The sequence below is a fragment of the Streptomyces sp. ALB3 genome (assembly GCF_044385685.1).
In the GTDB taxonomy this organism is placed as follows: domain Bacteria; phylum Actinomycetota; class Actinomycetes; order Streptomycetales; family Streptomycetaceae; genus Streptomyces.
The window spans coordinates 51,166-72,856 of sequence record NZ_JBISCE010000026.1; the positions used below are offsets into that span (position 1 = coordinate 51,166).

Annotated in this window: 19 protein-coding genes and 5 pseudogenes; 11 read left to right on the forward strand and 13 right to left on the reverse strand. The window is 68.5% G+C overall.

Annotation, left to right across the window (positions count from 1 at the left end):
* Window positions 1-60 precede the first annotated feature (60 nt).
* A pseudogene (locus ACHFIV_RS12060) lies at window positions 61-249 on the forward strand (hypothetical protein); the annotation flags it as partial.
* A gap of 242 nt (window positions 250-491) precedes the next feature.
* Here ACHFIV_RS12060 and ACHFIV_RS12065 read toward each other — a convergent pair.
* On the reverse strand, window positions 492-1,766 hold the full coding sequence (locus ACHFIV_RS12065; RefSeq protein WP_398966770.1) for a cation:proton antiporter: 1,275 nt from the start codon (window positions 1,764-1,766) through the stop codon (window positions 492-494).
* 382 nt (window positions 1,767-2,148) lie between these two features.
* Between ACHFIV_RS12065 and ACHFIV_RS12070 the strand changes: the two are divergent.
* Window positions 2,149-2,331 (forward strand): annotated as a pseudogene (locus ACHFIV_RS12070) (LuxR C-terminal-related transcriptional regulator); the annotation flags it as partial.
* Between the two features lie 117 nt (window positions 2,332-2,448).
* The gene (locus tag ACHFIV_RS12075) at window positions 2,449-3,189 is read left to right on the forward strand and encodes a 3-keto-5-aminohexanoate cleavage protein (protein ID WP_398966773.1); all 741 of its coding nucleotides are present in this window, start codon (window positions 2,449-2,451) and stop codon (window positions 3,187-3,189) included.
* 246 nt (window positions 3,190-3,435) lie between these two features.
* Here ACHFIV_RS12075 and ACHFIV_RS12080 read toward each other — a convergent pair.
* Both ACHFIV_RS12080 and ACHFIV_RS12085 read right to left on the reverse strand, forming a co-directional pair.
* Window positions 3,436-3,597, reverse strand: a pseudogene (locus ACHFIV_RS12080) (transposase); the annotation flags it as partial.
* Window positions 3,598-3,663: 66 nt separating this feature from the next.
* Complete coding sequence (locus ACHFIV_RS12085; RefSeq protein WP_398966776.1) at window positions 3,664-4,137, reverse strand: hypothetical protein; 474 nt, start codon at window positions 4,135-4,137, stop codon at window positions 3,664-3,666.
* A gap of 1,888 nt (window positions 4,138-6,025) precedes the next feature.
* Here ACHFIV_RS12085 and ACHFIV_RS12090 point away from each other — a divergent pair.
* Entirely contained in the window at window positions 6,026-7,537 is a 1,512-nt protein-coding gene (locus tag ACHFIV_RS12090; protein WP_398966779.1) for a hypothetical protein, read from the forward strand.
* Window positions 7,538-8,963: 1,426 nt separating this feature from the next.
* Here the strand turns inward: ACHFIV_RS12090 and ACHFIV_RS12095 are convergent.
* Window positions 8,964-9,200: pseudogene (locus ACHFIV_RS12095) on the reverse strand (hypothetical protein); the annotation flags it as partial.
* Between the two features lie 174 nt (window positions 9,201-9,374).
* The gene (locus ACHFIV_RS12100) at window positions 9,375-10,031 is read right to left on the reverse strand and encodes a hypothetical protein (RefSeq protein ID WP_398966782.1); all 657 of its coding nucleotides are present in this window, start codon (window positions 10,029-10,031) and stop codon (window positions 9,375-9,377) included.
* A gap of 57 nt (window positions 10,032-10,088) precedes the next feature.
* Here ACHFIV_RS12100 and ACHFIV_RS12105 point away from each other — a divergent pair, with 57 nt between their 5' ends.
* A complete protein-coding gene (locus tag ACHFIV_RS12105) occupies window positions 10,089-10,322 on the forward strand; it encodes a transposase (RefSeq protein ID WP_398966785.1) in 234 nt (77 codons plus the stop codon).
* Between the two features lie 25 nt (window positions 10,323-10,347).
* On the opposite strand, the gene ACHFIV_RS12110 is transcribed toward ACHFIV_RS12105, so the two are convergent.
* The 4 genes from ACHFIV_RS12110 to ACHFIV_RS12125 all read right to left on the reverse strand — a co-directional run bounded on the left by ACHFIV_RS12110 (window position 10,348) and on the right by ACHFIV_RS12125 (window position 12,516).
* Window positions 10,348-10,473, reverse strand: a complete 126-nt coding sequence (locus tag ACHFIV_RS12110; RefSeq protein ID WP_398966788.1) for an LPXTG cell wall anchor domain-containing protein — start codon at window positions 10,471-10,473, stop codon at window positions 10,348-10,350.
* A gap of 595 nt (window positions 10,474-11,068) precedes the next feature.
* The gene (locus ACHFIV_RS12115; protein ID WP_398966791.1) at window positions 11,069-11,494 is read right to left on the reverse strand and encodes a hypothetical protein; all 426 of its coding nucleotides are present in this window, start codon (window positions 11,492-11,494) and stop codon (window positions 11,069-11,071) included.
* A 468-nt stretch (window positions 11,495-11,962) separates the two neighbouring features.
* Window positions 11,963-12,223: a hypothetical protein gene (locus ACHFIV_RS12120; RefSeq protein WP_398966793.1), complete on the reverse strand. Its 261-nt coding sequence runs from the start codon at window positions 12,221-12,223 to the stop codon at window positions 11,963-11,965.
* Window positions 12,220-12,516 carry a DUF6247 family protein gene (locus ACHFIV_RS12125; RefSeq protein ID WP_398966796.1) on the reverse strand — a complete coding sequence of 99 codons (297 nt, stop codon included), beginning with the start codon at window positions 12,514-12,516 and terminating at the stop codon, window positions 12,220-12,222. The genes ACHFIV_RS12120 and ACHFIV_RS12125 overlap by 4 nt, the downstream gene beginning before the upstream one ends.
* Before the next feature lie 187 nt (window positions 12,517-12,703).
* Between ACHFIV_RS12125 and ACHFIV_RS12130 the strand changes: the two are divergent.
* Window positions 12,704-12,982, forward strand: a pseudogene (locus ACHFIV_RS12130) (transposase); the annotation flags it as partial.
* A 168-nt stretch (window positions 12,983-13,150) separates the two neighbouring features.
* Here the strand turns inward: ACHFIV_RS12130 and ACHFIV_RS12135 are convergent.
* From ACHFIV_RS12135 to ACHFIV_RS12150, 4 genes are all read right to left on the reverse strand, one after another.
* A complete protein-coding gene (locus tag ACHFIV_RS12135; RefSeq protein WP_398966799.1) occupies window positions 13,151-14,080 on the reverse strand; it encodes a DMT family transporter in 930 nt (309 codons plus the stop codon).
* A gap of 256 nt (window positions 14,081-14,336) precedes the next feature.
* A complete protein-coding gene (locus ACHFIV_RS12140; protein WP_398966801.1) occupies window positions 14,337-14,729 on the reverse strand; it encodes a hypothetical protein in 393 nt (130 codons plus the stop codon).
* A gap of 197 nt (window positions 14,730-14,926) precedes the next feature.
* Window positions 14,927-15,196 carry a DUF6233 domain-containing protein gene (locus tag ACHFIV_RS12145; RefSeq protein ID WP_398968174.1) on the reverse strand — a complete coding sequence of 90 codons (270 nt, stop codon included), beginning with the start codon at window positions 15,194-15,196 and terminating at the stop codon, window positions 14,927-14,929.
* A complete protein-coding gene (locus ACHFIV_RS12150; protein WP_398966802.1) occupies window positions 15,103-16,494 on the reverse strand; it encodes a serine/threonine-protein kinase in 1,392 nt (463 codons plus the stop codon). Before ACHFIV_RS12150 ends, ACHFIV_RS12145 begins: the two co-directional genes overlap by 94 nt.
* A gap of 557 nt (window positions 16,495-17,051) precedes the next feature.
* Between ACHFIV_RS12150 and rpmF the strand changes: the two genes are divergently transcribed.
* The 5 genes from rpmF (at window position 17,052) to ACHFIV_RS12175 (ending at window position 21,536) form a co-directional block, all read left to right on the forward strand.
* Window positions 17,052-17,222, forward strand: a complete 171-nt coding sequence (gene rpmF / locus ACHFIV_RS12155; protein ID WP_398966804.1) for a 50S ribosomal protein L32 — start codon at window positions 17,052-17,054, stop codon at window positions 17,220-17,222.
* Between the two features lie 7 nt (window positions 17,223-17,229).
* A complete protein-coding gene (locus ACHFIV_RS12160) occupies window positions 17,230-18,405 on the forward strand; it encodes a GTP-binding protein (protein ID WP_398966806.1) in 1,176 nt (391 codons plus the stop codon).
* Window positions 18,406-19,148: 743 nt separating this feature from the next.
* Window positions 19,149-19,478 (forward strand): helix-turn-helix domain-containing protein, encoded by a 330-nt coding sequence (locus tag ACHFIV_RS12165; RefSeq protein WP_398966809.1) that lies wholly within the window; start codon window positions 19,149-19,151, stop codon window positions 19,476-19,478.
* 247 nt (window positions 19,479-19,725) lie between these two features.
* Window positions 19,726-20,775, forward strand: a complete 1,050-nt coding sequence (locus ACHFIV_RS12170) for a permease (RefSeq protein ID WP_398966812.1) — start codon at window positions 19,726-19,728, stop codon at window positions 20,773-20,775.
* Window positions 20,772-21,536 carry a TIGR03943 family putative permease subunit gene (locus tag ACHFIV_RS12175; RefSeq protein ID WP_398966815.1) on the forward strand — a complete coding sequence of 255 codons (765 nt, stop codon included), beginning with the start codon at window positions 20,772-20,774 and terminating at the stop codon, window positions 21,534-21,536. Before ACHFIV_RS12170 ends, ACHFIV_RS12175 begins: the two co-directional genes overlap by 4 nt.
* Window positions 21,537-21,691 lie beyond the last annotated feature (155 nt).

The following is a 21,691-nucleotide window of genomic DNA, read 5'->3' on the forward strand; positions in this document are numbered from 1 at the left end:
CGGAGCTCCAGTGGTGGCCCACGCCGCAGTCACACTCATAAATCCAGGGCGCCCGCCGCTTCGACCGGGCACGCCTGCCGCCTGGCCGTCTTCCGCTGGACTACGCGCTACAACACCCGCCGCCGGCACTCGGCAAACGGACAGCAGACACCGATCGCCTACGAACAGCAGTCAGCTACCCTGGCACTCGCCGCATATCGACACGAACATGTATCCGCCCTCCGGGGGCAGGGCCGCGCCGGTGCGTGACGGCAACGAGGCGGCGGCCTTGTCCGTCGTGGCGCCCAGCACGGGTTTTGCGGATGCAGGCTACGGTCCGGTCGTGCCGGCGACTGCACGCGCGATCTCTCGCAGGCCGGAAGAGGACGGCCGCCGGGCTGCGGGTACGGGGTACGTCTGACACCGGTCGGCCATCGGGAACGGCGCATGGTCAGGCTATGCGCCTCTTGCAGCGTGTTGGCACTTCGGTCCGCGGTGTTGCTGCTCGTGCGTCATGGGCTTTCTTTTTTCGGGTGCGTGGCAGCGGTGCGCAGCCGGTCGAGCCGGGTGACGACCGGGCCTGCTGTGACTCCATGCAGTACCACCGAGGCGAGCACGGTGAACGTCACGACTGCCCACAGCTCCCGTGCCGGCACCGGGAAGTCGTGCTGTCCCAGACCGTAGGCGAGGTAGTACAGCGAACCGATGCCCCGGATGCCGTAGCCTGCGACAACCCAACGCTGTTTGGCGCGTATAGGGCTTCCGATGAGCCCGGCCCACCCGGACAACGGCCGGATCACCAGCAGGAGCATCAGCCCGGTGGCGGCGCCTTGCCAGGTCAGAGAGGCAAGTCCGCCCAGTGCGATGAATGCGCCCAGCAGAAAGAGCAGTACTGCGGTGAGCAGGCGCTCAATCTGTTCCACGAAGTCGTGAAGGATGTTGTGGAAGCCGTTGGCACGTTCGGCGGCCCGGATTGCACATGCTGCGGTGAACACGGCGAGAAAGCCGTAGCCCCCCAGCAGTTCGGTCACCCCGTAGGCCAGGAAGGTGGCGCCCAGCGCGACGAAGCCTTCCCGATGTTCGGACATGCGCAACACCGGCGAGCGGGCTCGGAAGAACAGCCAGCCCAGCAGCCGGCCGACGAGCAAGCCACCCAGCACGCCCACAGTGCACTTGAAAGCGACGTCCTCCACCGCCCATGTGCCGACCCAGGTGGCCGACCAGCCGCTTCCCGCCGCAGCGGCCAGCGCGATCGCCGCGTACGTCAGAGGAAAGGCGAGCCCGTCGTTGAGACCTGCCTCGCTGGTGAGAGCGAAGCGCACCTCATCCTCGTCGTCCTCATCCTCGGTGGGCTCACCCACCCGCACCTCCGAGGCGAGCACCGGATCAGTCGGAGCGAGGACGGCAGCCAGCAGCAGGGCGGCGGCAGGCGGCCAGTCCAGCAGCCACCACGCGACAAGGGCAGTGGCAACGACGGTCAACACCATCGTGATGCCCAGCAGACGCCAGGTCGTCCCCCACCTACGCCAGCCGACGGGCCGGTTGAGCGCCAGCCCGGCGCCCATCAGCGAGATGATCACTCCAGCCTCGGTGATGTGTTCAGTCAGCTGCCGGTCTTCGACCGGATCGATCACAGGCAGCGGCAAGGGCAGCAGGTACACGCCTACGCCGGCCACCAAGAACAAGAGAGGCATCGAGAGCGGCCGGCCGGCCACCACCCGGGGAAGCACTGCCGCGAGCAGTGCTCCGGCTCCCAACCATGCGAACACTGCATCGCCAATTGTCACTGCGCTATGCCCGTCCTTCCGCCGCATCACCGGTGGTCCCGCGCTCATACCGCACAGAGCCGTGGTCAACTGTCTCCGAGAATCACATGCCTGCATGAAACCGGCGCGATCTTGATCTCAGCTCGCGTACCCACTATTCAGCGACGCAGCCCGCACCATCCGCAGCTCAGCACAACGGAACACCTGAGAAGCCGGGGCCGTGCCGAGAAGTTTGCTCGACGAGGCCTGCGACACCGCCGACCCCGTCCACCTCGTCCGTGTCTGCAGCGTTTCCATATCGACGGCGATGTAGTGTGCACACCGCTCACCCGCACCGGGCAAGCGTCCTCCCCCGCTGACGGGAGGCTCATGAGCCTCCCGTGCCGAGGAGACACTCAGTTTCCCCGAACGCAAGGTCGTCCAGCTAATGGCCGCCGGCCTCCTGGACGAGGCCATTTCCCGGCAGGTGGGGCTCTCGGTCCGCACCACCCGCCGGACCATCGGCAAGCTGGCCCAGCGCCTGGGCGCGAACAGCAGGTTCCAGGCGGGCGTCCTGGCCGTCCGGAACGGTTGGATCGACGCATGACGTCCCGTATCGCGGGCACCACCCCTTCCAGACGGCAGCAGTCCACGCGGGTTGTTCCCGCCCGATACGGTTTGTCGCCTCTCGGCCCTTCCTGACCCGACCTGCGAGGATGACGGCATGTTGCAGGTCTGCCTCAACGGCCCGCGCGGCCGCGCCGAATCACCCGCTCTTCCGGTCACCCCCGGCCAACTGGCGGAGGCGGCCCGTGCCGCCGTCGCCGCCGGGGCCGAGAACATCCATCTGCATCCCAAGAACGGCGAGGGCCGGGACACGCTGGAGGCGGCCGCCGTCGGCGCCGCCGTCAGCGCTGTGCGGACCGCCGTCCCGGGCATCCCCGTCGGCGTCACCACCGGCTCCTGGGCCAGCTCCGACCCGGGGGAACGCGTCGCGCAGATCACCGCGTGGACCGTGCTGCCCGACCACGCCTCCGTCAACTGGCACGAGGACGGCGCCCGCGAGGTCGCCGAGGTGCTGCTGGAACGCGGGGTCGGCATCGAGGCCGGCATCTTCTCCGACACGGGGGCGGCGCGCGCGTTCATGGACTGGCCGGACGCCCCGCGTGTGCTGCGTGTCCTGGCCGAGGTCACCGAGACCGGGGCGCGGGAGGCGGTTGAGGTCGCGGACCGCCTGCTGACCGAGCTGGCCCCGGCGGCCGCGCCGCTGCTGTTGCACGGCCAGGATGGCTCCGCCTGGCCGGTGCTGCGGCTCGCGGCGACCCGCGGCCTGGATACCCGGATCGGCTTCGAGGACGTCCTGCACCTCCCTGACGGCACCCCTGCGCCGGACAACGCGGCCCTGGTCCGCGAGGCCCGCACCCTCTTCGCCCACCCGGGCCTCGGCCCGGCGCGGGCCGGGTAGTGTCCCCGGGATGGGCCAGGGCAGGGTGCGCGAGGCGTTCCGCCGGGAGCACGAGGCGCTCACCGCCGCGCTGGCGCTGTGCGGAATCCAGGTAGCCGGCATGTCGCCGTCGGATTACTGGTGGCTGCCGGAGCGGGAGAATGCCTGTGGCGCCCACCGGGATATGGCGGGTGTCATCGATGGCCGCTGGCCGCAGGCGATGAGGGGCGAGGACACGCGGGTCAGCGTGGCCCGGCGGCTATCAGTCCAGTTCGGAGTCGACTCTCGTGTGAGCATGCGGCTCATCAGGTCGATCATCGCGAGGCGGATCATGGCTTCGGAGCGGTGCGGGTGGGTTTCGTAGTCGCGGGCGAGGCAGCGGTGATTCATGAGCCAGCCGAACGTCCGCTCGATGACCCAGCGCCGCTTGCAGCCAATAGCAGGCCACCACGATCGAGGACCGTCCTGGGCGCGGTTGCACTTCGGTGAGAAAGCTCAATCTTCACTGCAAGAGGTCAGCAGGCTCCAGATCAGATCGCGAGGCGCGGAGGAGTCTTCCGCCTGAGTTGCCCCTTTCCCGACGCGTTCCACCGTGATCCTCTGGCACTGTACGTACCCCTCGCCGGTCCGGGACCTCAGCAGGACGACGATGTACTCCTTCTGCCATTTAGGATCCAGGCCGGTCTTCGTGTAAACGCTCAGGAACTCCTCCTCGCTCACCGGATGGATCTCGAGTGCCTCGTACCGCGAGACCAGTTGCATGGCGTCGACGCCTTCGAAGAGGAGATCCAGCCCGTCTTCCTCCGGACTGCCCGGAACGGCGCGGAGCAGTAGCTGCGAGTGACCGACCCCGTACCGCCAAGTCCTGAAGGTGCGGTCTGACCTGTAGAGGGGGGCAGGGCTGTTCTCACTTGGATGGATTATCGAATTTTTTGGCATTTTTGTACCAGGTGAGTCTGTTCGTCGCATCAGAAGACTCCTTGATCATGTGCAGTTTCCCAGTCGGTAAGACCCTCGAAATCCTTCGCCGGATCGACGGACTCACCCCGTGCAGTGGCTTCGAGAGGATCGTCGATACCGTCCAGGTTGAAGGATATCCGCGTCGTGTTGTCTGCCTTGAGGAACTCCCTCGGGGGCGGTAGACGGGTTCGGAAACACCAGCAGCGCAAAAGCCTGCTCTGCTGGTGTTGCGTAACCTCTCCGGTGCTCAGCCGCAGAGCGAGCCTGGATCGGGGCGCCGTCGTCGCCCCTCAGGGGTGAAGGTGAAGACCTCATCGAAGAGTGCGTCTGCGAAGCGGACAGCAAGCAGAACCGGTTCGTCGAGCTCGGGCCGTGTGGGCTGTACAGAGGGTTGGTCCCTCCGCACAGGATGGACGGAGGGCCGACCTCGGAGAGGACGTCTGCCCACGAGCGGCCCGTCTGCGCCTACGGGTGCACGCTTGCCCGCAGGGCGTAATCCTCGTCGGCCGAGAAGGCGATCGGGCCGGAGCCAGCCGCGGCGGTGCGCGAACTCGGCGTAGACCGAGGCGACGCGGTTCTGGCCAGCGCCGTTCTTCCGGGCCTGCTCCATCGCGGCCCGCAGCGCAACCCGGGCCAGGTCGACCCCGGAAACCTCGCCCTCGCTCATGCCTGCTCCCAGGTGGTGTGGCAGAGGTCCAGGTGCCCGAGGTCGGCCAGGCGCTGCACCTGGACGACGAACGTCCGGGTGAACAGGCGCTGCGCCGACGGCTCGCCGTATCGGTCGATGTGGTCGTGGACGAGCTGGTGGTCGACGGCGGCGCGGTTGCGCCAGTCCAGGACCTGCTCGCGGGTGAGCTCCTCGAGGACCAGCTCCTGGTCGTCGTCGGCGTCGGCGAACTCCTACTCCGCAGCGGGGACGACGGCGGCGGGCGGGCGCGGGCATCGCGACCGGAGCCACCGACATGGCCGGGACGTCGTTGGCCGGCCGCGTGGCCGCGGCTTCGGCGCGGTGGGCCTTGGTGGCGGCCTGGCGGGCGCGGACCTGCTCCCACTCGCGCTTGCGGGCCAAGCCCTGGGCGGTCACCCGCTCGTGCAGCTGCCGGTCGGTGGCCGCGCGGCGCTCCGTCTCGGACGCGCCGGGCATCGCGGCGTCCACGGCGGCCGCGACCGCGTGGCGCTGGGCGCAGCGGTCGGCCTGCCGGTCCTCGCAGCGAGGGCAGTCCTGGCCGGAGTCGAGCAGCATCCATCGACCATGCCGGCTTCTGCGTCCAACGGGCCGTGCTACCCGCCCTCGCGGTGCTCCACCTCGACACCGCTCCCGCCGGGCAGGTATCCCTCCTGGCCTTTGCAGCGTCGCTTCCGGCCCTGGCGATCGCCCTTCCGGTCGGAGTGCCGACTACGAGCGGTGCCTGGCCGGTCGGCCGCCAGCCGAAAGATAGTTCTTCGCCCCGTGACCGGGTAGCCATTCACTCTAACGGGGCAATGCACGGGGGATCGCGGGATAGTACCTTAAGGAGATATCGGGGTTACATATGGCTGGATTTCAGTCATATTTCTGATCACGTGCCTGGCGCGGCATCGCCCAGTACCAGCAGCAGCAGCCTGAAAGAGGCCGACGAGGCCGCTTCCAATGTCCACTCCAAGGGCACGACCGGCTGAGGGGCCACGCAGCTGGATGACGATCGACGTCATATCAGCCACGACACGGCGGACAGCCGTCCCACGCTCTCCTCTCACTCCCCGATTCGAGGCCGGTCTTCAGACCCCCGGATCCCTCAACGCGCCCGCCCTTTCGACTTCCACTCGTTTCGGCCCCCGGGCGACGTCTGCCCTCGCGCTCGAACTGCTAGACGCAGAAGACGCGCACCATCACTTCACCCACAACAGGAGTTGCTCCATGAGCACATGCGGCTGCGGCCAGCCACCGATCACCATCGGCGACTGTCCGCCCCCCAAACCAGGCTGCCCGCCCACTCCGTGTACCTGCTCCAAGCGGTCCGAGCACTGCGAGACGACCCCACTGCGGGACTCCGCTCCCTACCGGGTCGCGGCGACCGCGAGGAGCACCGACCCGACGCCGTACTACACCATCGCGAACACCCATGAGGCTCTGGACCCCGTCGTCGCCCAGACCATCCTGAACAGCGGCACGGGCACGTTCCCGGCCGACGACGGGACGCACAACGGGCAGCACACCTGGCTCGCCGGAGTCGTGCACGTCGATCCCGCGTCACTGCGCGGCAACCCCACCAACGTCACGATCAGCGCCTCGGTCCGTGTGCACAACGATGGCCCGGCCGCGGCGTGCCGACTCTACGGACGCTTCGCACTCTGGAACGGCTCGACCCCGATCCGCACCGACCTCCTGGGCCCGCCCGACCTGCCCGCGGGCAGTGATGACAACGGCGCCATCCAGGCGGCCACCGTCCCCCTCGCGGACGTCCTCGCGGGCAGAGTCGTCGTCGAGCTCAACTTGGAGACGGGCAACGACGACGCCTGCCGAGTCGGCCCCAAACAGTGGACCGTCGACAGCTTCGTCCTCACCGTCCAGGCGTCCGCCCCGGGCTGCGGCAGACCGTTCCTCCGTACGACCTGCCGCGACTGCGACGGCGCGATCACCTGCACGACCGACACCCTCGACGGCTCGTCCCGCCCCTACGCCCCGGTCCCCCCTGTCGTCCCCGTCTCCTCCTGCCAGGACGGTTGCGCCACCGCGCGCCCTCCGTGCATCTCCACCGACCGGGGCAACGCCATCACCCGCGGCAGCGACGGGTGCCTGTACGCACCCGACGCACCAGCTCTGGACCCGTCCCCGTGCAATGCCGCACGGCATACGACCGGTGGGCTGCTCGTGCCGCGGATCGACGTCACGGGTATCGCTCCCGGCGGCAACACCAGCTCCCACCGGTCGGTGGACATCGACGTCACTGGGACGCCCGGCTGCCCCGAGCGGTGGCAGGTCGGCGCCCGCCTCACCCCGGTGAGCGCGTTCCTCAACGCCGAGCGGCAGCACGCCAACCTCCTGGCCCGGGCTGGCACCGACGTGCCGATCCCCGAGTCCGACATCGTGCTCCCGGAAGCCGGCGTCTACCACATCGACAGCGACGTGCGGTACGCGCTCGGTTCCGCCACCGGGGGCAGCGGCTACATCACCGGCTGGCTCCGGGACGAGACCACCGACACCCTCCTGACGAGCTTCACCCAGATCGCGGCCATCAACGCGGAGCGGCAGGAGCAGCAAGGCGGAACCACACACATCATGACCGAGTACACGGTCGCCTCCGGCCCTCGGACAGTCCGTCTGCACCTGATGTTCGTCCTCACCGGCGGCAAGATTTCCAACGCCGAGGCCGGCGGCACCGACAGCAATGGCGCGACCCGGATGCGCTTCCTCAAGGTGCGGGACTAGCTAGGCCGTACAGGACAGGAGTTCGGGCACTCCCTGCGTGCTGAAAACGGCTTGAAGGCAGGGGTGAGGTCGCGGACGAGCTTCACACATCGTGGTGCGCCGATCCGCAGAGCCGGATCAAGGGCTTCGGTCGCTACGGCCGCGGCCTGCTCTGGCTCGCCCCACTCCAAGAAGGACTCGGCTGATAGGTCTGGTAGACACCGTAGGTTTTGATGCCACCGCCATCGGCAAGGCCTCGCCCGGCAGACCCCTACGTGCCTTCGCCGCGCCCCGGCATTCTCTTCTCGGCGGCGGCGGTCATTCAGGAGGCGGTAAGGCCCCATCCGGGGTCCTGGTCCTGCTGGGCGGTGCGCGGGTTCGGCGTGGTGTTCATGGCCGGAGCGTACGCCCGGAAGACCGGGGTGGACAGCCCTGTTCTCGTTGGCTTTCGCCTCGCCGCATGTTCGACACTCCGTCGCGCGGCGAGGTTTCAGGGCGTCCACTCGCTCAGGGCAGAGGCGATTTTCGCGGATGCCGAGCCCGTTCGCGGCCGCCTCCACCAGGTCCGCGGCGCCAGCCCCGCCACCGAGCGCTTCGACACGGAGACCCGCGCTTCGACACGGAGACCCAGGAGCTGCTGGACGCGATCGACGTGGAGCTGCCGGATTTCGGCAACATCGACCTGGACGTCGCCTTCGGTGCGCCGCTGGAGATGCTCGAGGCCGGCCCCCTCCCCCCACGAGCGGCTGGACGGCCTGGACATCACCGCCGCCCTCGCCGCGATCGAGGCCCGCGAGAACCGCATGCTCGCCGCCTCAGCCGCATCAAGCAGCGGTGACCTTCTGTCCCCCATAGACGCGCGCCTCAACGCGCCCGCCGCCGCCCCTCCGCCGCCCCTCCGCACACAACCGCAGCTCACAGGCGTCGAACCGCGAGCCGCCATCTATCGATCAACGTCGCATTCGTCTATATCCGGGGAGTGGGGAGAAATCTCCGGCCTCTGTCCACAGGTCCGCCGCTGGACCCCGCTCAGGACATCACCATGGGCCCGGCCTGGGTGGAGGCCGGGCCCGCTGTGCTCACTGCGGCTTGGGCAATGTGGTCAGCACCCGCCGGTCTTCACCGTGGCCGACGACCCGCCACACGGGCGGGTCGGCCCCGTCGTGGGTGAGCTGGTGCAGGGTCGTCGTCGCCACGCTGATCCGCCAGTTCGGCCGGGCACGGTCGTGGACGGTGGCCTCCCGCGTGTCCGGGGCCGCGCGGCGCGGGGCGGGGCGAAGACAAACAGCAGTGGTGGGAAGGGCCCCTCCAACGACGGCCCGGCGTAGGTCTCCTGCCAGTGGCTGCGCGGGGCGCGGGCGGCATTTCCGCGCCCGGACGCGGGGGCGCCGCGGTAGGCGTCGTAACGCTCCAGTTTGGCGAGCAGGCGGGCGTAGGACATGGTGCGGTCGATCTCCACGAACGCGCTGGAGCCGTCAGCCAGGAGCACCATGCAGTCGGGCAGAAGGTTCCCGGCCGGCGTGGGGTGGGCGACTTCCACCCGCCAGTCGGCGTGGTCGGCCACCTCCGCCTGGGGTGGAGAAGGTTCTACGCCGCCCAGTCCGGAGTCGAAGGCGCCATCTGCGAGTTCATCAACGGACACCGGGCCCGCCGCAGCCGCTACCACGGCCACCGCAAGACACACGTGCAGCCCTCCTGACCGGCATCGCCATCAACATCGAACGCCTAGCCTCGCCACCCCCACCGCCCCCGACGCCCCACGACCTTCCAGCAGTACCTCGATGCCCGCGGCCCGACCTGGGGATGCTGGTGGCACAAGGTAAATGAGCCGCACGCACAAGATCCCCGACAGAGTCGCTCAAGGAGTGAGGAGGTGGACGGCGGGGAGATTCCCGGCCTGTGCGGCATCCTGGTCGATGCTCAGCCCCGTGTACGCGCCCAGCGCGGTGAACACCAGGGTGGGCAGGCGCGCGCCGTGCTGTTCGTAGTAGGCGGTCACCTCGTCGGCGGTGGCGTCGGGGATGGAGGGGAAGACGGCACCGGCGGCGGTGAGCGCCGCGTCCAACGCCGACTCGTGGCCGGTGGTGGTGCCGAACTCTGCGCGCCATATCACCTCGTCGCCTTCGACGTGCAGGATCGCGGCGGGCGGGCTGTACAGGTTCCGGCTGGCGCACAGGATCTCTTCACCCGGGCCGGGCCTCATCGAGGGGACACGGCGGAAGCCGGTTGCCCAGGTCGCGGCGTGGTCGTTCTCCAGCACGTACGTCCACTCACCCTCGCTGCCGTACATCGCGCAGGCGTAGCGGGTGGGGTCGTGGCCGGGCGGGGTGGGCCGGCTACGCAGTGCGGCCAGCGGGGTGCGGGCGGCGAGCTGATCAAGGTCGGCCCCGAGGTTGATGAGGAACTCGTCAGGGTCGATGCCTCGGGCGAGGGTGAGGGAGATGCCACCGCGCATTCCGGGGACGGGCGTGGCGGTGTGGGCGTGGGCGCCTATCCAGGTGAGGCCGTTGGTCACGTAGGGGGGTCCGTTCGCTGGTGCGGTGGGGTGGGGTCGAGCTTAAGAGGGTGTCTCATGTGGTCGTTCGCTGATGCAGCATGCTGCTGTCGGACTGTGAGTGCTGATCCGTCGCGTCGGCTGGTGCCGGGCGAACTGTGGGAGCTGACCGCTCCGTTGTTGCCACCGTTCGCAACCCGTCCGCAGGGCGGAGGAACTGCTTCGGTGGAGGAGCGGGCGGCGTTCACGGACGTGGTGTACGTGCTGACGAGCGGGTGCACGTGGCTGTATCTGCCGGAGGGGCAGGCATGAAATTCACACTCGTCAGAGCGCAGAGCTACTTCTTTTCACGCTTGTAGCGCCAGTAGAGCAGGCCGAATGCCGCCATCATTATCAACGCTCCTAGGATGAGAGTGGCTGCCGGATTATCCTCGAATCCGATACCTACCAGCGCTATGTTCACTTGCATCAACCTTTCAGAGGGCGTGCACTGCTCAAAAAGCGGAGGTTAATTCTCTGGCGCAGGGATGTCCACCGACTGCTCCAGCGCGGCAGATTGCCTTGCCGCAACGGCTACGGCCGTGCGCCGCCAGAACAGTTCCTCTGCTGGGTCGAGGGCCGCTGACGCGCTGCGGGAGGCAATCCTGCGCCAGGCGACGGCCTCAGGCGCTGCGCTTCTGGCCCCGGGGCAGGCCGTCCGTTCCGGGCCGCAGCCCCGGGGCCGCCAGAGGGCGGGCTACTCCGGCTCCTGGCAGTGTGCGGGGAACGCTGCGGTAGGTGTCATGGCCCGGAGCGTGCGGCTCTCTGGTGCGCTCTTGTGCTCAACCCCGCCCCATGTCTGACTATCTGTGAGCACGCGGATACTGCGGAGCCGGGGTTGCGATGTCGTCGGACACAAGCGGGGAGTACTGGGCGGACAAGGCGTTGCCCAGTGTGTTCAAGCACGATCTCCTGAGGCGGTACCTGCCGCAGTTCGGCGGGATGACGGGCGCACAGTCGCACGACAAGCGGGTGGTGTACCTGGACGGGTACGCGGGTGAGGGCCGGTACGAGAACGGTCAGCCGGCCTCCGGGGAGATTGCCCTGCGGGTCGCCTCAGACTTGCGTTCAAAGAATGGGCTGACGCTGGATTGCTTCTTCTCGGAGGCCCAGGCGAAGTGTACGACCGGCTGCATGAGGTGGTCGAGCAGTACAAGGCCCGTGGCGTGCGGGCGCATGCCCACCGCGGTGAAGTCGACGGCGTCCTTGACCAGGTCGTCGAGCGGGCGGTACGGGAGCCGCTGTTCCTGTTCCTGGACCCGTGCGGGCTCGTCCTGCCGCAGAGCCGGCTGGTGGAGGTGCTCGCACGCAAGCGGCCGGAGAAGCGGCCGGCGACCGAGCTGCTGATGAACTTCAGCAGTTGTCGCATCCGGCGGACACCCGGTCGCAGCCGGTTGTCGGATCCAGGTCGCCTCGGTCCACTCGATCGAACTGCGTTCGCTCACCGGTCTCCTCCCGCCCTCACGCCGATTGCCGCACCCTGCGGGACGACGTTGTGTACTGCCTAACGATGCCCCGCAGCCGGGGACACCGCAGCGGGTACGGCGGTATCCGCGCGTACTTGGTCATTACTCGTAACTTCACGTTCGAACCTCCACCAAGGAACCTAGCCTCCGCGATCGACGCCGGTCGATACGGCCAACGTCCCGCGCGGCTTCCTCTCCGGACAGGCCCCGTGAGCCCGACGCTCGCACTTGTCGCCTGATCGCCATCACCCTGCTGAGATCGTCAACTGGGCGGCGCCCGGTGCGAGTGTGCGGGCGGGGGTGCCATTGGGAGCTCCGAACAGCGGAACGTCAGCTGCAGAAGCGTCTAAGCGGGCGGTGGCGGGCTCCCGACTCCGTCGGCCTCGGCGCGGGCCTGGCGCTCCGCCGCCGTGCGCTGGAGCGTTTACGGGCACGCCCGCCTGGTGGCTAGCCAAGCCAGACGATGTCCAGGACAGCCAGGTGCCGAGTGAGCTGGTTGATTACGTAGACGATGGATAGCTGGCCGATGGAGGCGGCGCGGACGCCTTCGCCTTCGGGATCGCCGGTGTTCCACTGCGGCCAGCCCCACGGGGAGCGCACCGCGATGTCGAGGACGTCGCGGGCCATTTCCCGGGCGGCTGGGGAAAGGTCGGTGAGTGTTTTCGCAGCCTGGGGTGACAGGCGTACCGCCCACGGTTCAGCGGTCATCCACGGGCGCCAAGGATGTCGTCCAGGTCGACGAAGGCCGCCTCGTCGCGGCCGGAGTCCATGTAGGCGTCGACGGCCGGGGCTGCGGCGACGCGGAGTTGCCAGGCACGCACGACATCGTGGAGCGGGGTCAGGCTGTAGGTGTGGCGGGAGTCCTCGAGAGCCTTGGTCCAGTCCCGTTCGAAGGCCGGCACCCATGTCTCCGCGCGGCGGTCGGCGCGTAGCTGGGCGAGCACGTGGGCTGCGGCGGCCGGGGCCGGCGGGGTCGGGGCTTCCTCGGGTTGCGCGCTCATCAGGTCCTCCAGTGGTCGTATTGCCACGGTAGCCGTCACCGGGACTGCTGGAGGAGGGGTTGGCGCAGCCGGAGCGGAGCGGCCCACCGTCGGTCGCCGGTCCGGGGCTCCGCGACGGGCCGAAACAAGTGCCAGCGCAGCGCTGCCCCGCTTCCCCGAGATGACGCCCGCCTCAGCCACCGCCCCACTGCTGCGCCGACTTGTCCGGGAGGCTGCAGGCCGGGACGCCGAACCGAGCGCGTGCGTCCTGGACGCCCAGAGCATCAAGACGTCTGCCAACGTCCTGGCCACCGGCCAGGGCATCGACGCGGGTAAGAAGATCGCGGGCCGCAAGCGCCATATGGGCGTCGACGCCCTCGGTCTCCTTCTCGCGGGCTGGGTCACCGCGCCCAGCGTCTCCGACAGCGCCGGCGGGATCCACCTGCGCTCGCGCATCGCCAAAGCAACCCCAGAAGCACCAAGGGCTCCTCGGTCGAGGGCGACCTGCCGGTAGCGCGTGGCGTGGTCCCACCGGGTCGGGCGGGGATCTCGACGGCGACTGTGTGTTAGCGCCAAGCGCATCACCTGCTACCAGTAGTGATGGCGGGCGAAGGCCTCAACGGCCGCCGCCCGCGTTGTGTTTGGTGCTTGGATGTCAGCCCTTGGTCTGTGTGGCCGGACGCGACGTGCGCCGACCGTGGTCAGCACCTGGACCGGACGTCCTCCGGGAGGCGCCTCGGCCGACCCCCTCGTCGGCGGCGAGGAAGACAACGACGAACAGCAGAAGGGCCGTTCCGGTGAGGAGGATCGCGTTGAGCCGCTCGCCGAAGACCAGGACGCCGATGACCGCTGCGGTGAGCGGCTCGACCAGGGCGACCACGGATGCCGTGGTTGCCCGTACGACGCCGAGGCCGGCGAAGAACAAGGTGTATGCCAGCGCAGTCGGCACAGCGCCCACGTAGAGGATCAGGCCCAGGGTCCATGCCGGACGCTCCAGGTCGGGCAGCAAGCCCTCCAGCAGAGCCATCGGCAGAAGGCAGACCGTTCCGACCGCGAAGCCGATCACCGTGGGTTCGAACGCAACCCCGGCGTTCTTTCGGCCGGAGAAGCGCCCCAGCAGAATCACTCCCGCGTAGCCGGCCGCGGAGAGCAGCCCGTACCCGATGCCCAGTAGGGGAGCCGGGCCAGTGCTCCCGTCCGCGCCCCCCGTCAGCAACACCAGGCCGACGACGCCGCTCACCAGTGCTGCGGTTCCTGCGGCGCCGGTGCGCTCGCCCAGCGTGAGCCGGGCTCCGATGGCGACCAGTACTGGACCCGAACCCAGGGTCACCACCGTGGCCACGGTCAGTCCGGCCTGCTGCACGGAGGCGAAGTAGGCCGTTTGATACACCGCCAGTCCGAAGCCTGTGACCAGGGCTCGCCGAGGGTTTGCCGCGAACGTTGCGCGCAGCGACGCCGCCGTCTCCGGCCGCCGTGACCGTCGGACCAGGTGAGCTGAAAGAAGCAGCCCAAGGCCGGTCAGGAACCGCCAGAAGGAAACGGAGACGGGGCCGATTTCGCCGACGTCGTACAGTTCGGCGGCCACTGCGCCACCAGTTCCCCATGCTGTGGCCGCGATTGCGACGTAGAAAACACCCTGCCGAACGGGCAGGGCAGAAGAGGACTGCAACTGAGGTCTCCTCGATTGATTGCCATCACGATGTCTCCGTGGGCAACCCGCGCAGCCACCCCGGTAACCCCGGGACGGCTCTGCATGACTGCCCGCCTCAGGCGGCGGGCGGAGGAGGAGTCAGAAACAGTTGCATGTTGTCACCCTACCCGGCAAAGGGACCGGCGCCCCATCATGGGCCGGTACCTGTCCACGGCTTGGGGACAAGTTCCTCGTGTGAGCTGAGCGTTCTGTACTCAATCGCCCACTTGATCACCGACTCCGAGGTGTCGGTGCGCGACTCGTAGTCGCAGGCCACCCGGCGCCCGGCCGCCGCCTTCCAGGGGGGGGCGATCACCGTGCCGGGATCGGCGTACAGCGCCTTCTTGCCGAGATCGGCGGGCAGCTCGACACTGCCGGTGATCGTGTACGTCAGGTCCGGACCCCGCAGTGTCGTACGCGACCCGGCGGCGGTGACAGTGCCGAGGAAGACGTCTCCGTGCTGGTGAGTCTCTTCAGCGGGCGACGCCCCGCAGAACCCGGCCCGCCGGGCACCGGGGTCACGCGGCGGACGCCTTTCTCCCACGGGCGGGCGGCGGGTCACCATCCGTGGGCAGATCGCCGGGCTCGCCTACGAGGACCAGACCTCATCGAGTTCCTGCGGCGGGCCGGGCTTCCGGACGCGGAGCGGCTGCTGGACCTGCCGGGAATGGGTCCAGTGGCGGGGCGGGCGTGCGCATACGTACGTGGCGGCGTAGGGGTGCGGCATCTGGTGCCGTGAGTTCAGCCCATCAGTCTGGTGTCCGGTCGGCAGACCTCGCACGGCTCGATGTCCGGTTCGGCCAGGGCCACCATCGCGTCTTCCCGGGAGATCAGCCCCACCTGGTCCGGGTAGGTGGCGCAGCCGCCACGGTGCAGCAGTGCCGTTGAGGAGGGGCACCTTCCCGGTGGGCGTTGCGTCAGCGTTTCGGGGCCGCCGACTTGTGCTTCTTTCGGGATTTGCTCTCGTCCGTGTCTGCCTTCCTTGCCTGACCGGGTGGTTGGGAGGGGTATCGGGTCGCCGTGTCACTTGCCGTTGGCGTCCTTGGGGTGTCTTTGTTCTTCGGTGCGGGTTGTGTTGACCTGGATGCTGAGTTGCTTGCGGATGCGTCGGGGCGCTTGTTGGCAGAGGCACTGTGGTCAGGGGCCGATGCCGTCGGCGAGGCAGCGGGCGCCCTTTTGTGTCCCGTGTTGCTGGGTGTGCTTGTCGTGCCGCTGGGGCTACCGGTGGCCCTGGTTGCGGTGCGGTCGTTGTCTTGCGGTGCGGAGGTGCCGGTGACGCTGAGTGCGGTCGCCACGACAGCGGTGAGTGCGACGGCCGTGCCGACTGCCACGGTGCGCCTCCGTGCGGGCGGGCGTGGGCTGGTGGTGTGTCCTTTGCCGAGCCCGGAGTTGGGGTGCGTATGGCCGCCCGTTTGTGATGACGGTCGTGTAGCGACGAGGCTCGTGGTGGGGGGCGATGGAACGAGGGGACGGCGGGCGGCTGTGTCCGCCACTGCGAGCAGTTCGTGGGCGCAGTCGCGGGCCGGTGGTCGGTCCTGCTCGTCCAGGGCCGTCATCCTGCGCAGCAGGCGGCTCAGTCGTTCGGGGAGCTCAGGAGGCAGAACGGGGGGACGGTGCAGTCGTGCGATCGCGGCCTCCAGAGGGAGGCCCTCGTACTCGAGCGTTCCAGTGAGGCATTCGAGGAGTACCAGGCCGAGGGCATAGATGTCGGCGGGCCGGCCGACGGGCTGGCCGAGGACCTGCTCGGGAGAAAGGTAAGCGGGCGTGCCGATGAGTGTGCCGGTGGCCGTGTGGCTGGTGGTGTCTAGAAGCCGCGAGATGCCGAAGTCAGCCAGGTGGGGGTGGTCGGCGTGGTCCAGGAGGATGTTGGAGGGTTTCACGTCGCGGTGGACGATTCCGGCTTCGTGTGCGTGACCCAGAGCCAGAGCGACAGCGGCCCCGAGTGAGGCAGTGGCCTCGGGTGTAAGCGGGCCCTGGGCGATGCGCTCCTTCAGCGTGATGCCTTCGATCAGTTGCATGACCAGGAAGGCACGCCCGCCGTGCTGCCCGGCGTCGAAGGCGGTGAGGAGTCCGGGGTGGTGGAGCCGGGCCAGGATCAGCGCTTCGCTGTCCAGGCCCTCCTGCCCGCCGAGGCACGCATCGGGCCGGAAAATTTTGACTGCGACTGGTCGTCTCAGCCGCAGATCGAAGCCTCGGTGCACGTCCGCGGCGCCGCCCGAGCCGAGGCGGTCGTCCAAACGGTACCGGCCGCTCAGCACCTCTGCTGAACACCGGGAAGCCGTGGCCTGAGCGAAGTCGCGCAGCCTCATTCCCACTCCCTCTGCATCGGGGGGCTCGCACCCTTGGCGAGCCCGTGACAACGTGCCTCCGCGAGGCGGGTACCCGCCAGGAGCTGGAGTAGCCTCGCGCGTGCACAGGCACAGCCGCTCTCAGCAGCGATTGAACAGTCATGGTGGGTCTTGCGATACGGTTACCCGTCTTCGCCGCCGCTCTGCTGATCGCGCTCCAGATGCGCCGTGGACGCGGCTGGGCCCGGACCACTCCGACGCTCGGCTTCGGTGTCCCAGGCACAGCGTCGATGGCGGTCCAGCCAATCGGTTGCCCGCCGTGGGAGACCGAGGGGGTGGACGACTACCTGCGGTTTCGTTCGTCCACCCTTTCGCACATGGTGCAACGGGAACGGTGTGCGCAATGAGCAACCTCAACCGGGAGAGGACGCAGAGGGGGCGACCTCAAGTCGGCGAGGAGTGCGCCGTCCTAGGGAGGCTTCACGGGCGAGGAAGCCGCTTCGTGCCCACTGAGCCATTTGATATTGAATATCATTTTCATATAGCGTTCGTTGCCTACGCCGACCCAGGAGGTCTCCATGGCAGTCCCGAAGCGGAAGATGTCCCGCAGCAACACCCGCCACCGCCGCGCGCAGTGGAAGGCCACGACGCCTCAGCTCGTGCCGGTGACCGTCGACGGCTCCGTCTACCAGGTGCCGCAGCGGCTGGTGAAGGCGTACGAGCGCGGCTTCCTGCACCCCGAGGACTGATCCTTCAATGGCGCAGGACCTGCTGCCCGTAACCGTGCTCTCCGGTTTTCTGGGAGCCGGTAAGACCACACTGCTCAACCATGTCCTCGGCAACCGCGAGGGCCTGCGAGTCGCAGTGATCGTCAACGACATGAGCGAAATCAACATCGATGCGGCGCTGGTGCGCGGGGGCGAGGCGGCCCTCTCACGCACCGAGGAACGCCTGGTCGAGATGACCAACGGATGCATCTGCTGCACACTGCGCGACGATCTCCTCGAAGAAGTGGACCGACTCGCCCGCGAAGGGCGCTACGACTACCTGCTGATCGAGTCCAGCGGCATCTCGGAACCGATGCCGGTGGCCGCCACCTTCTCCTTCCCACGCGACGACGGGGCGACGCTGGGCGACCTCGCCCGGCTCGACACCATGGTCACCGTGGTCGACGCGGCCAACTTCCTGCCGGAACTGGCCGGGGGTGACGGCCTCGCCGAGCGTGGACTCGACCAGTACGAGGACGACGAGCGCACGGTCAGCGACCTGCTCATGGACCAGATCGAGTTCGCCGACGTCATCGTGCTCAACAAGCTGGACCTCGTGGACGAGCGAGAGCGTGAGCAGCTCAACGCCGCGCTCAACCGCCTCAACCCTGCGGCCCGGATCGTGCCCGCCAGCCGTGGGCGCGTGGAACTGTCCGAGGTCCTCGGTACCGGCCTCTTCGACCTGGAACGGGCCCAGCAGGCTCCCGGATGGGTGCGGGAGCTGAACGGAGACCATATGCCGGAGACCGAGGAGTACGGAATCTCCAGCACGGTCTTCCGTTCGGACCGTCCCTTCCATCCCGACCGCCTGTGGACGTTTGTCACCGACGGGCTAGACAGCGGCCGGTACGGCCAGGTTCTGCGTTCCAAGGGCTTCTTCTGGCTGTCCAGTCGGCCGAATGTGATCGGTCTCTGGTCGCAGGCAGGCTCCGTGGCCCGCTTCGAGCCATCCGGCGCACGTGACTCCGGGACCACGCAGGGTCAGGAACTGGTCTTCATCGGTACGGATCTGCGCGCGGAGACACTCCACGAAGCGTTGTCCGCATGCCTGATGTCGGAGGGTGAGGCGCGGCCCGCAGCCGATCCCTTCCCCGAGTGGGACACCTACGGCATCGACGACTCGTGTGAGCACGAGCACCCGGACGCCTTGGCAGCGCACCCCTGAACTCCGGGCCGGACGGTGGTCGCAGCCACGGCATCGTCCGGTCCGGCCCGTACCGCACACAAGTGGGCCCCGCCGACGATGACATCGGTCGACGGGGTCCACCTGCGCTGTCTGCCTGGCGATCATGCTGGCTAGGCGGTGGCTGTGGATGACGGGCAGGTGCTCTCCTGGCTGGTGGCGAACTGGTGGAGCCTCATCGCGCTCGGCCCGCGGCCGTGGCTGTGGGCGGGGCGGTGACCACTCGCCGCGCCCTTGGCGGAGTTCCCGAAGCTCCCGGCCCCGCAGTATCCGCGCAGCCGAAGCCGACATCCTCGACACGCTGCCCGGCATACGCCTCCCATACCTTCAGGAGCTGCGAGCGCACGGGGTGGTCGGATTCCACCTGGCTGGCCCGGCAAGCACTCGCCGGGCCCTCAGATCCGGTGCTGCAGACGAAGAAAGTCAGCAGCGGGCGCACTGTGCCGAGCCCGACGGAGGCTCTCCGCTCCACTGATCTTGGAACCTCAGGGCAGGCAGGGAGCACAGCAACTCGCTGCAATGGAACGAGGGTGAGGTGATCACGGTCGCCGCTTTCAGCCTGCTGCCCAGCACCCTCCCCCGGTTCACCGCCGCCAGGCGGCAGGTACCGATGAGTGCAGTGTCCGGTCATGACGCTTCACCCCGGCGCCTGGAAGCACTGTTCGGCGGCCGAGTTGATCAGTTGACCTGCGAACAGATAGCTGGGCCGGCTGGTGTAGAAGCCGTTGGCCGATGCGGAAGACCTGGAGTTCAAGCGGGAGGTCGCCGCTGCGGATCCGAAGGGCAAGCAAGAGCTGGCCAAGGACATCTGCGCCTCGGCCAACCACATCGGCAGCGCCTTGGTGATCGGCCTGACCGACGCCAAGGGTGTCCCCACGAAGGTTACGGGCATCGACCTCGCGGACGCTCATCTGCGCCACGTGAAACAGGGCATTGGCAGCGGTACGGCACCGCAGGTCCGTTACGAGACCTACCCATCCGCAACCCCGACGATCCCGGCCGGGGCTTCCTCATTCTTGCGGTGCCGCGCAGCCCCCACGGGCCCCACGCCATGACCACACCGCTGGTCAGGGCGACGGAAAAGCGCTGTGCTACCCCCGGCGCACCGGATTCCTGGTCCGGCACCTGGACCGGCGATTCTCCCCACGCCGGCAGGTCGAGCCGGCGCCAGGGCTCCCAACGACATGCGTGCTGCGCCGCCGCTTCTCCTGGCTTGTTCGCCGCGGCCATCACCGGTGTGCGCCGGAGTGCGGGACGAGTGACAGGTATCTTTCGATCCGAGCATCAGATAATCGGAGCGCTATGCAAAAGACAGTTCAACGGTCAGAGGATCCGTATGAGGCCTCGGTGGACGAAGTGGCTCCCATGGTCGCCGACGACGAGGCGCCCCTCCGCGGCTCGCCCCTGTTCTTGTCACTGTTTTTTCTAGGCGCGGCGGTGCTTCCCGGAACGTTGGTCGTCGTCGTCGGCCTGTGGGGCGACGAACCGGCCGTGCAGGCGTGGCGGAACGTCTGCCTTTCCATCTCCGTTCAGGCGTTGCCGTTCCTGCTGCTGGGAACGGCCTTGTCCGGCGCTATCAACGCATTCGTACCAGCAAGGGTGTTCGACCGAGCCCTGCCCCGCAGACCCGCGCTCGCCGTCCCGGTGGCCGGGGCAGCCGGGGTCATACTGCCCGGCTGCGAATGCGCGTCGATACCCGTCGCCAACAGCCTGATCGGCCGCGGTGTCACGCCGGCCGCCGCCTTCGCCTTCCTGCTGTCGGCTCCGGCCGTCAACCCGGTCGTCCTGACCACAACGGCCATCGCCTTTCCCGGCAACCCGTCCATGGTCGTGGCCCGGCTGCTCGCCTCGCTCGCCACGGCCGTCGTGATGGGCTGGCTGTGGCTCGCGCTGGGTCGGGAGAAGTGGCTGCGGCCGACCGTGCGTCACACCGGGCACCAACCGGGACACAGTCGCTGGACGGAGTTCCGGCTCGGCTTCCAGCACGACTTCCTGCACGCGGCCGGTTTCGTCGTCGTCGGGGCCATGGCCGCGGCCACCTTCAACGTCGCCGTCCCCGAATCCGTACTCGACACGTTCTCCGGCTCGCCCTGGCTGTCGGTGCTGTTCCTGGCCGGGCTCGCCATCCTTTTGTCGGTGTGCTCAGAGGCCGACGCCTTCCTCGCGGCCTCGCTCACCGGCTTCTCGCCCGTCGCACGGCTGGTGTTCATGGTGGTCGGACCGATGGTCGACCTCAAGCTGATCGCGCTCCAGGCGGGCACGTTCGGCCGCGCCTTCGCGATCCGCTTCTCCACCGCGACGGCGGTCGTCGCCATCCTGTCCAGCACACTCGTCGGAGGGATACTGCTGTGAAGCGCTCCCTGCAGGCGATCCTGCTCGTCCTCAGCGGTACCGGCCTGCTGCACATCTCGCTCCTCACCGACCTCTACCTGCGCTACGTCAAGGATTGGATGCGTCCGATGCTGATCGCATCGGGGGTTCTGCTGCTCCTGCTCGGCGTGGCCGACGCCTGGTCGCACCGCAGGCCGGGCACACCTCGGGACGAGGGTGAACAGGGAACGTACGAGGACCACGACAGTCACCCTCACGACCACTCCGGTGTGCCCCGGGCGGCCTGGCTCCTATTCCTGCCCGCGCTGAGCATGCTCTTCTACGCCCCGCCGGCCCTCGGCGCCTACACCGCCTCCCGGCAGACCTCCAAGCCGATCGCCGTACAGCAGGACGACTTCGAACCGCTCCCGTCGATCTCGCCCCTTCCGCTGACCCTCGGCGACTTCGCCAGTCGTGTCGGGCAGGACCCCGAACAGGCCCTCAAGGGACGCAGCATTCAGATGACCGGCTTCGTCACGCCCGTCGAACGGGGCGAGGGATGGGACCTGACCCGGCTTTTGATCAATTGCTGCTCGGCGGACGCCCAGGCGGTCAAAGTACGGATCTACGGTAGTGAGACCCCGCCCGCCGACACGTGGGTGACCGTCGTAGGCACCTGGCACGCGGACGGAACGTTGGGGACGAGTTCCGCCACGGTCGCGCTCGACGCTCGTACCGTCAGCAAGGTCGACCGTCCGCCGAACTGGTACAGGGACGCCCTTTTGCTGCCCCTCCCGCGCTGACGGTGGCACCCGTCCTGTCACGACACCGGACGGCAGCAGCGGGCCGGTTCAGCGAACGGACTTCGGACGTTCGCATGGCCGGCGTCCGCGCGTCGACCGGACGGTGCCCGGGCCGGGCGATCACGGCAGGGGCGGACATGACGGTTCGTACCGCC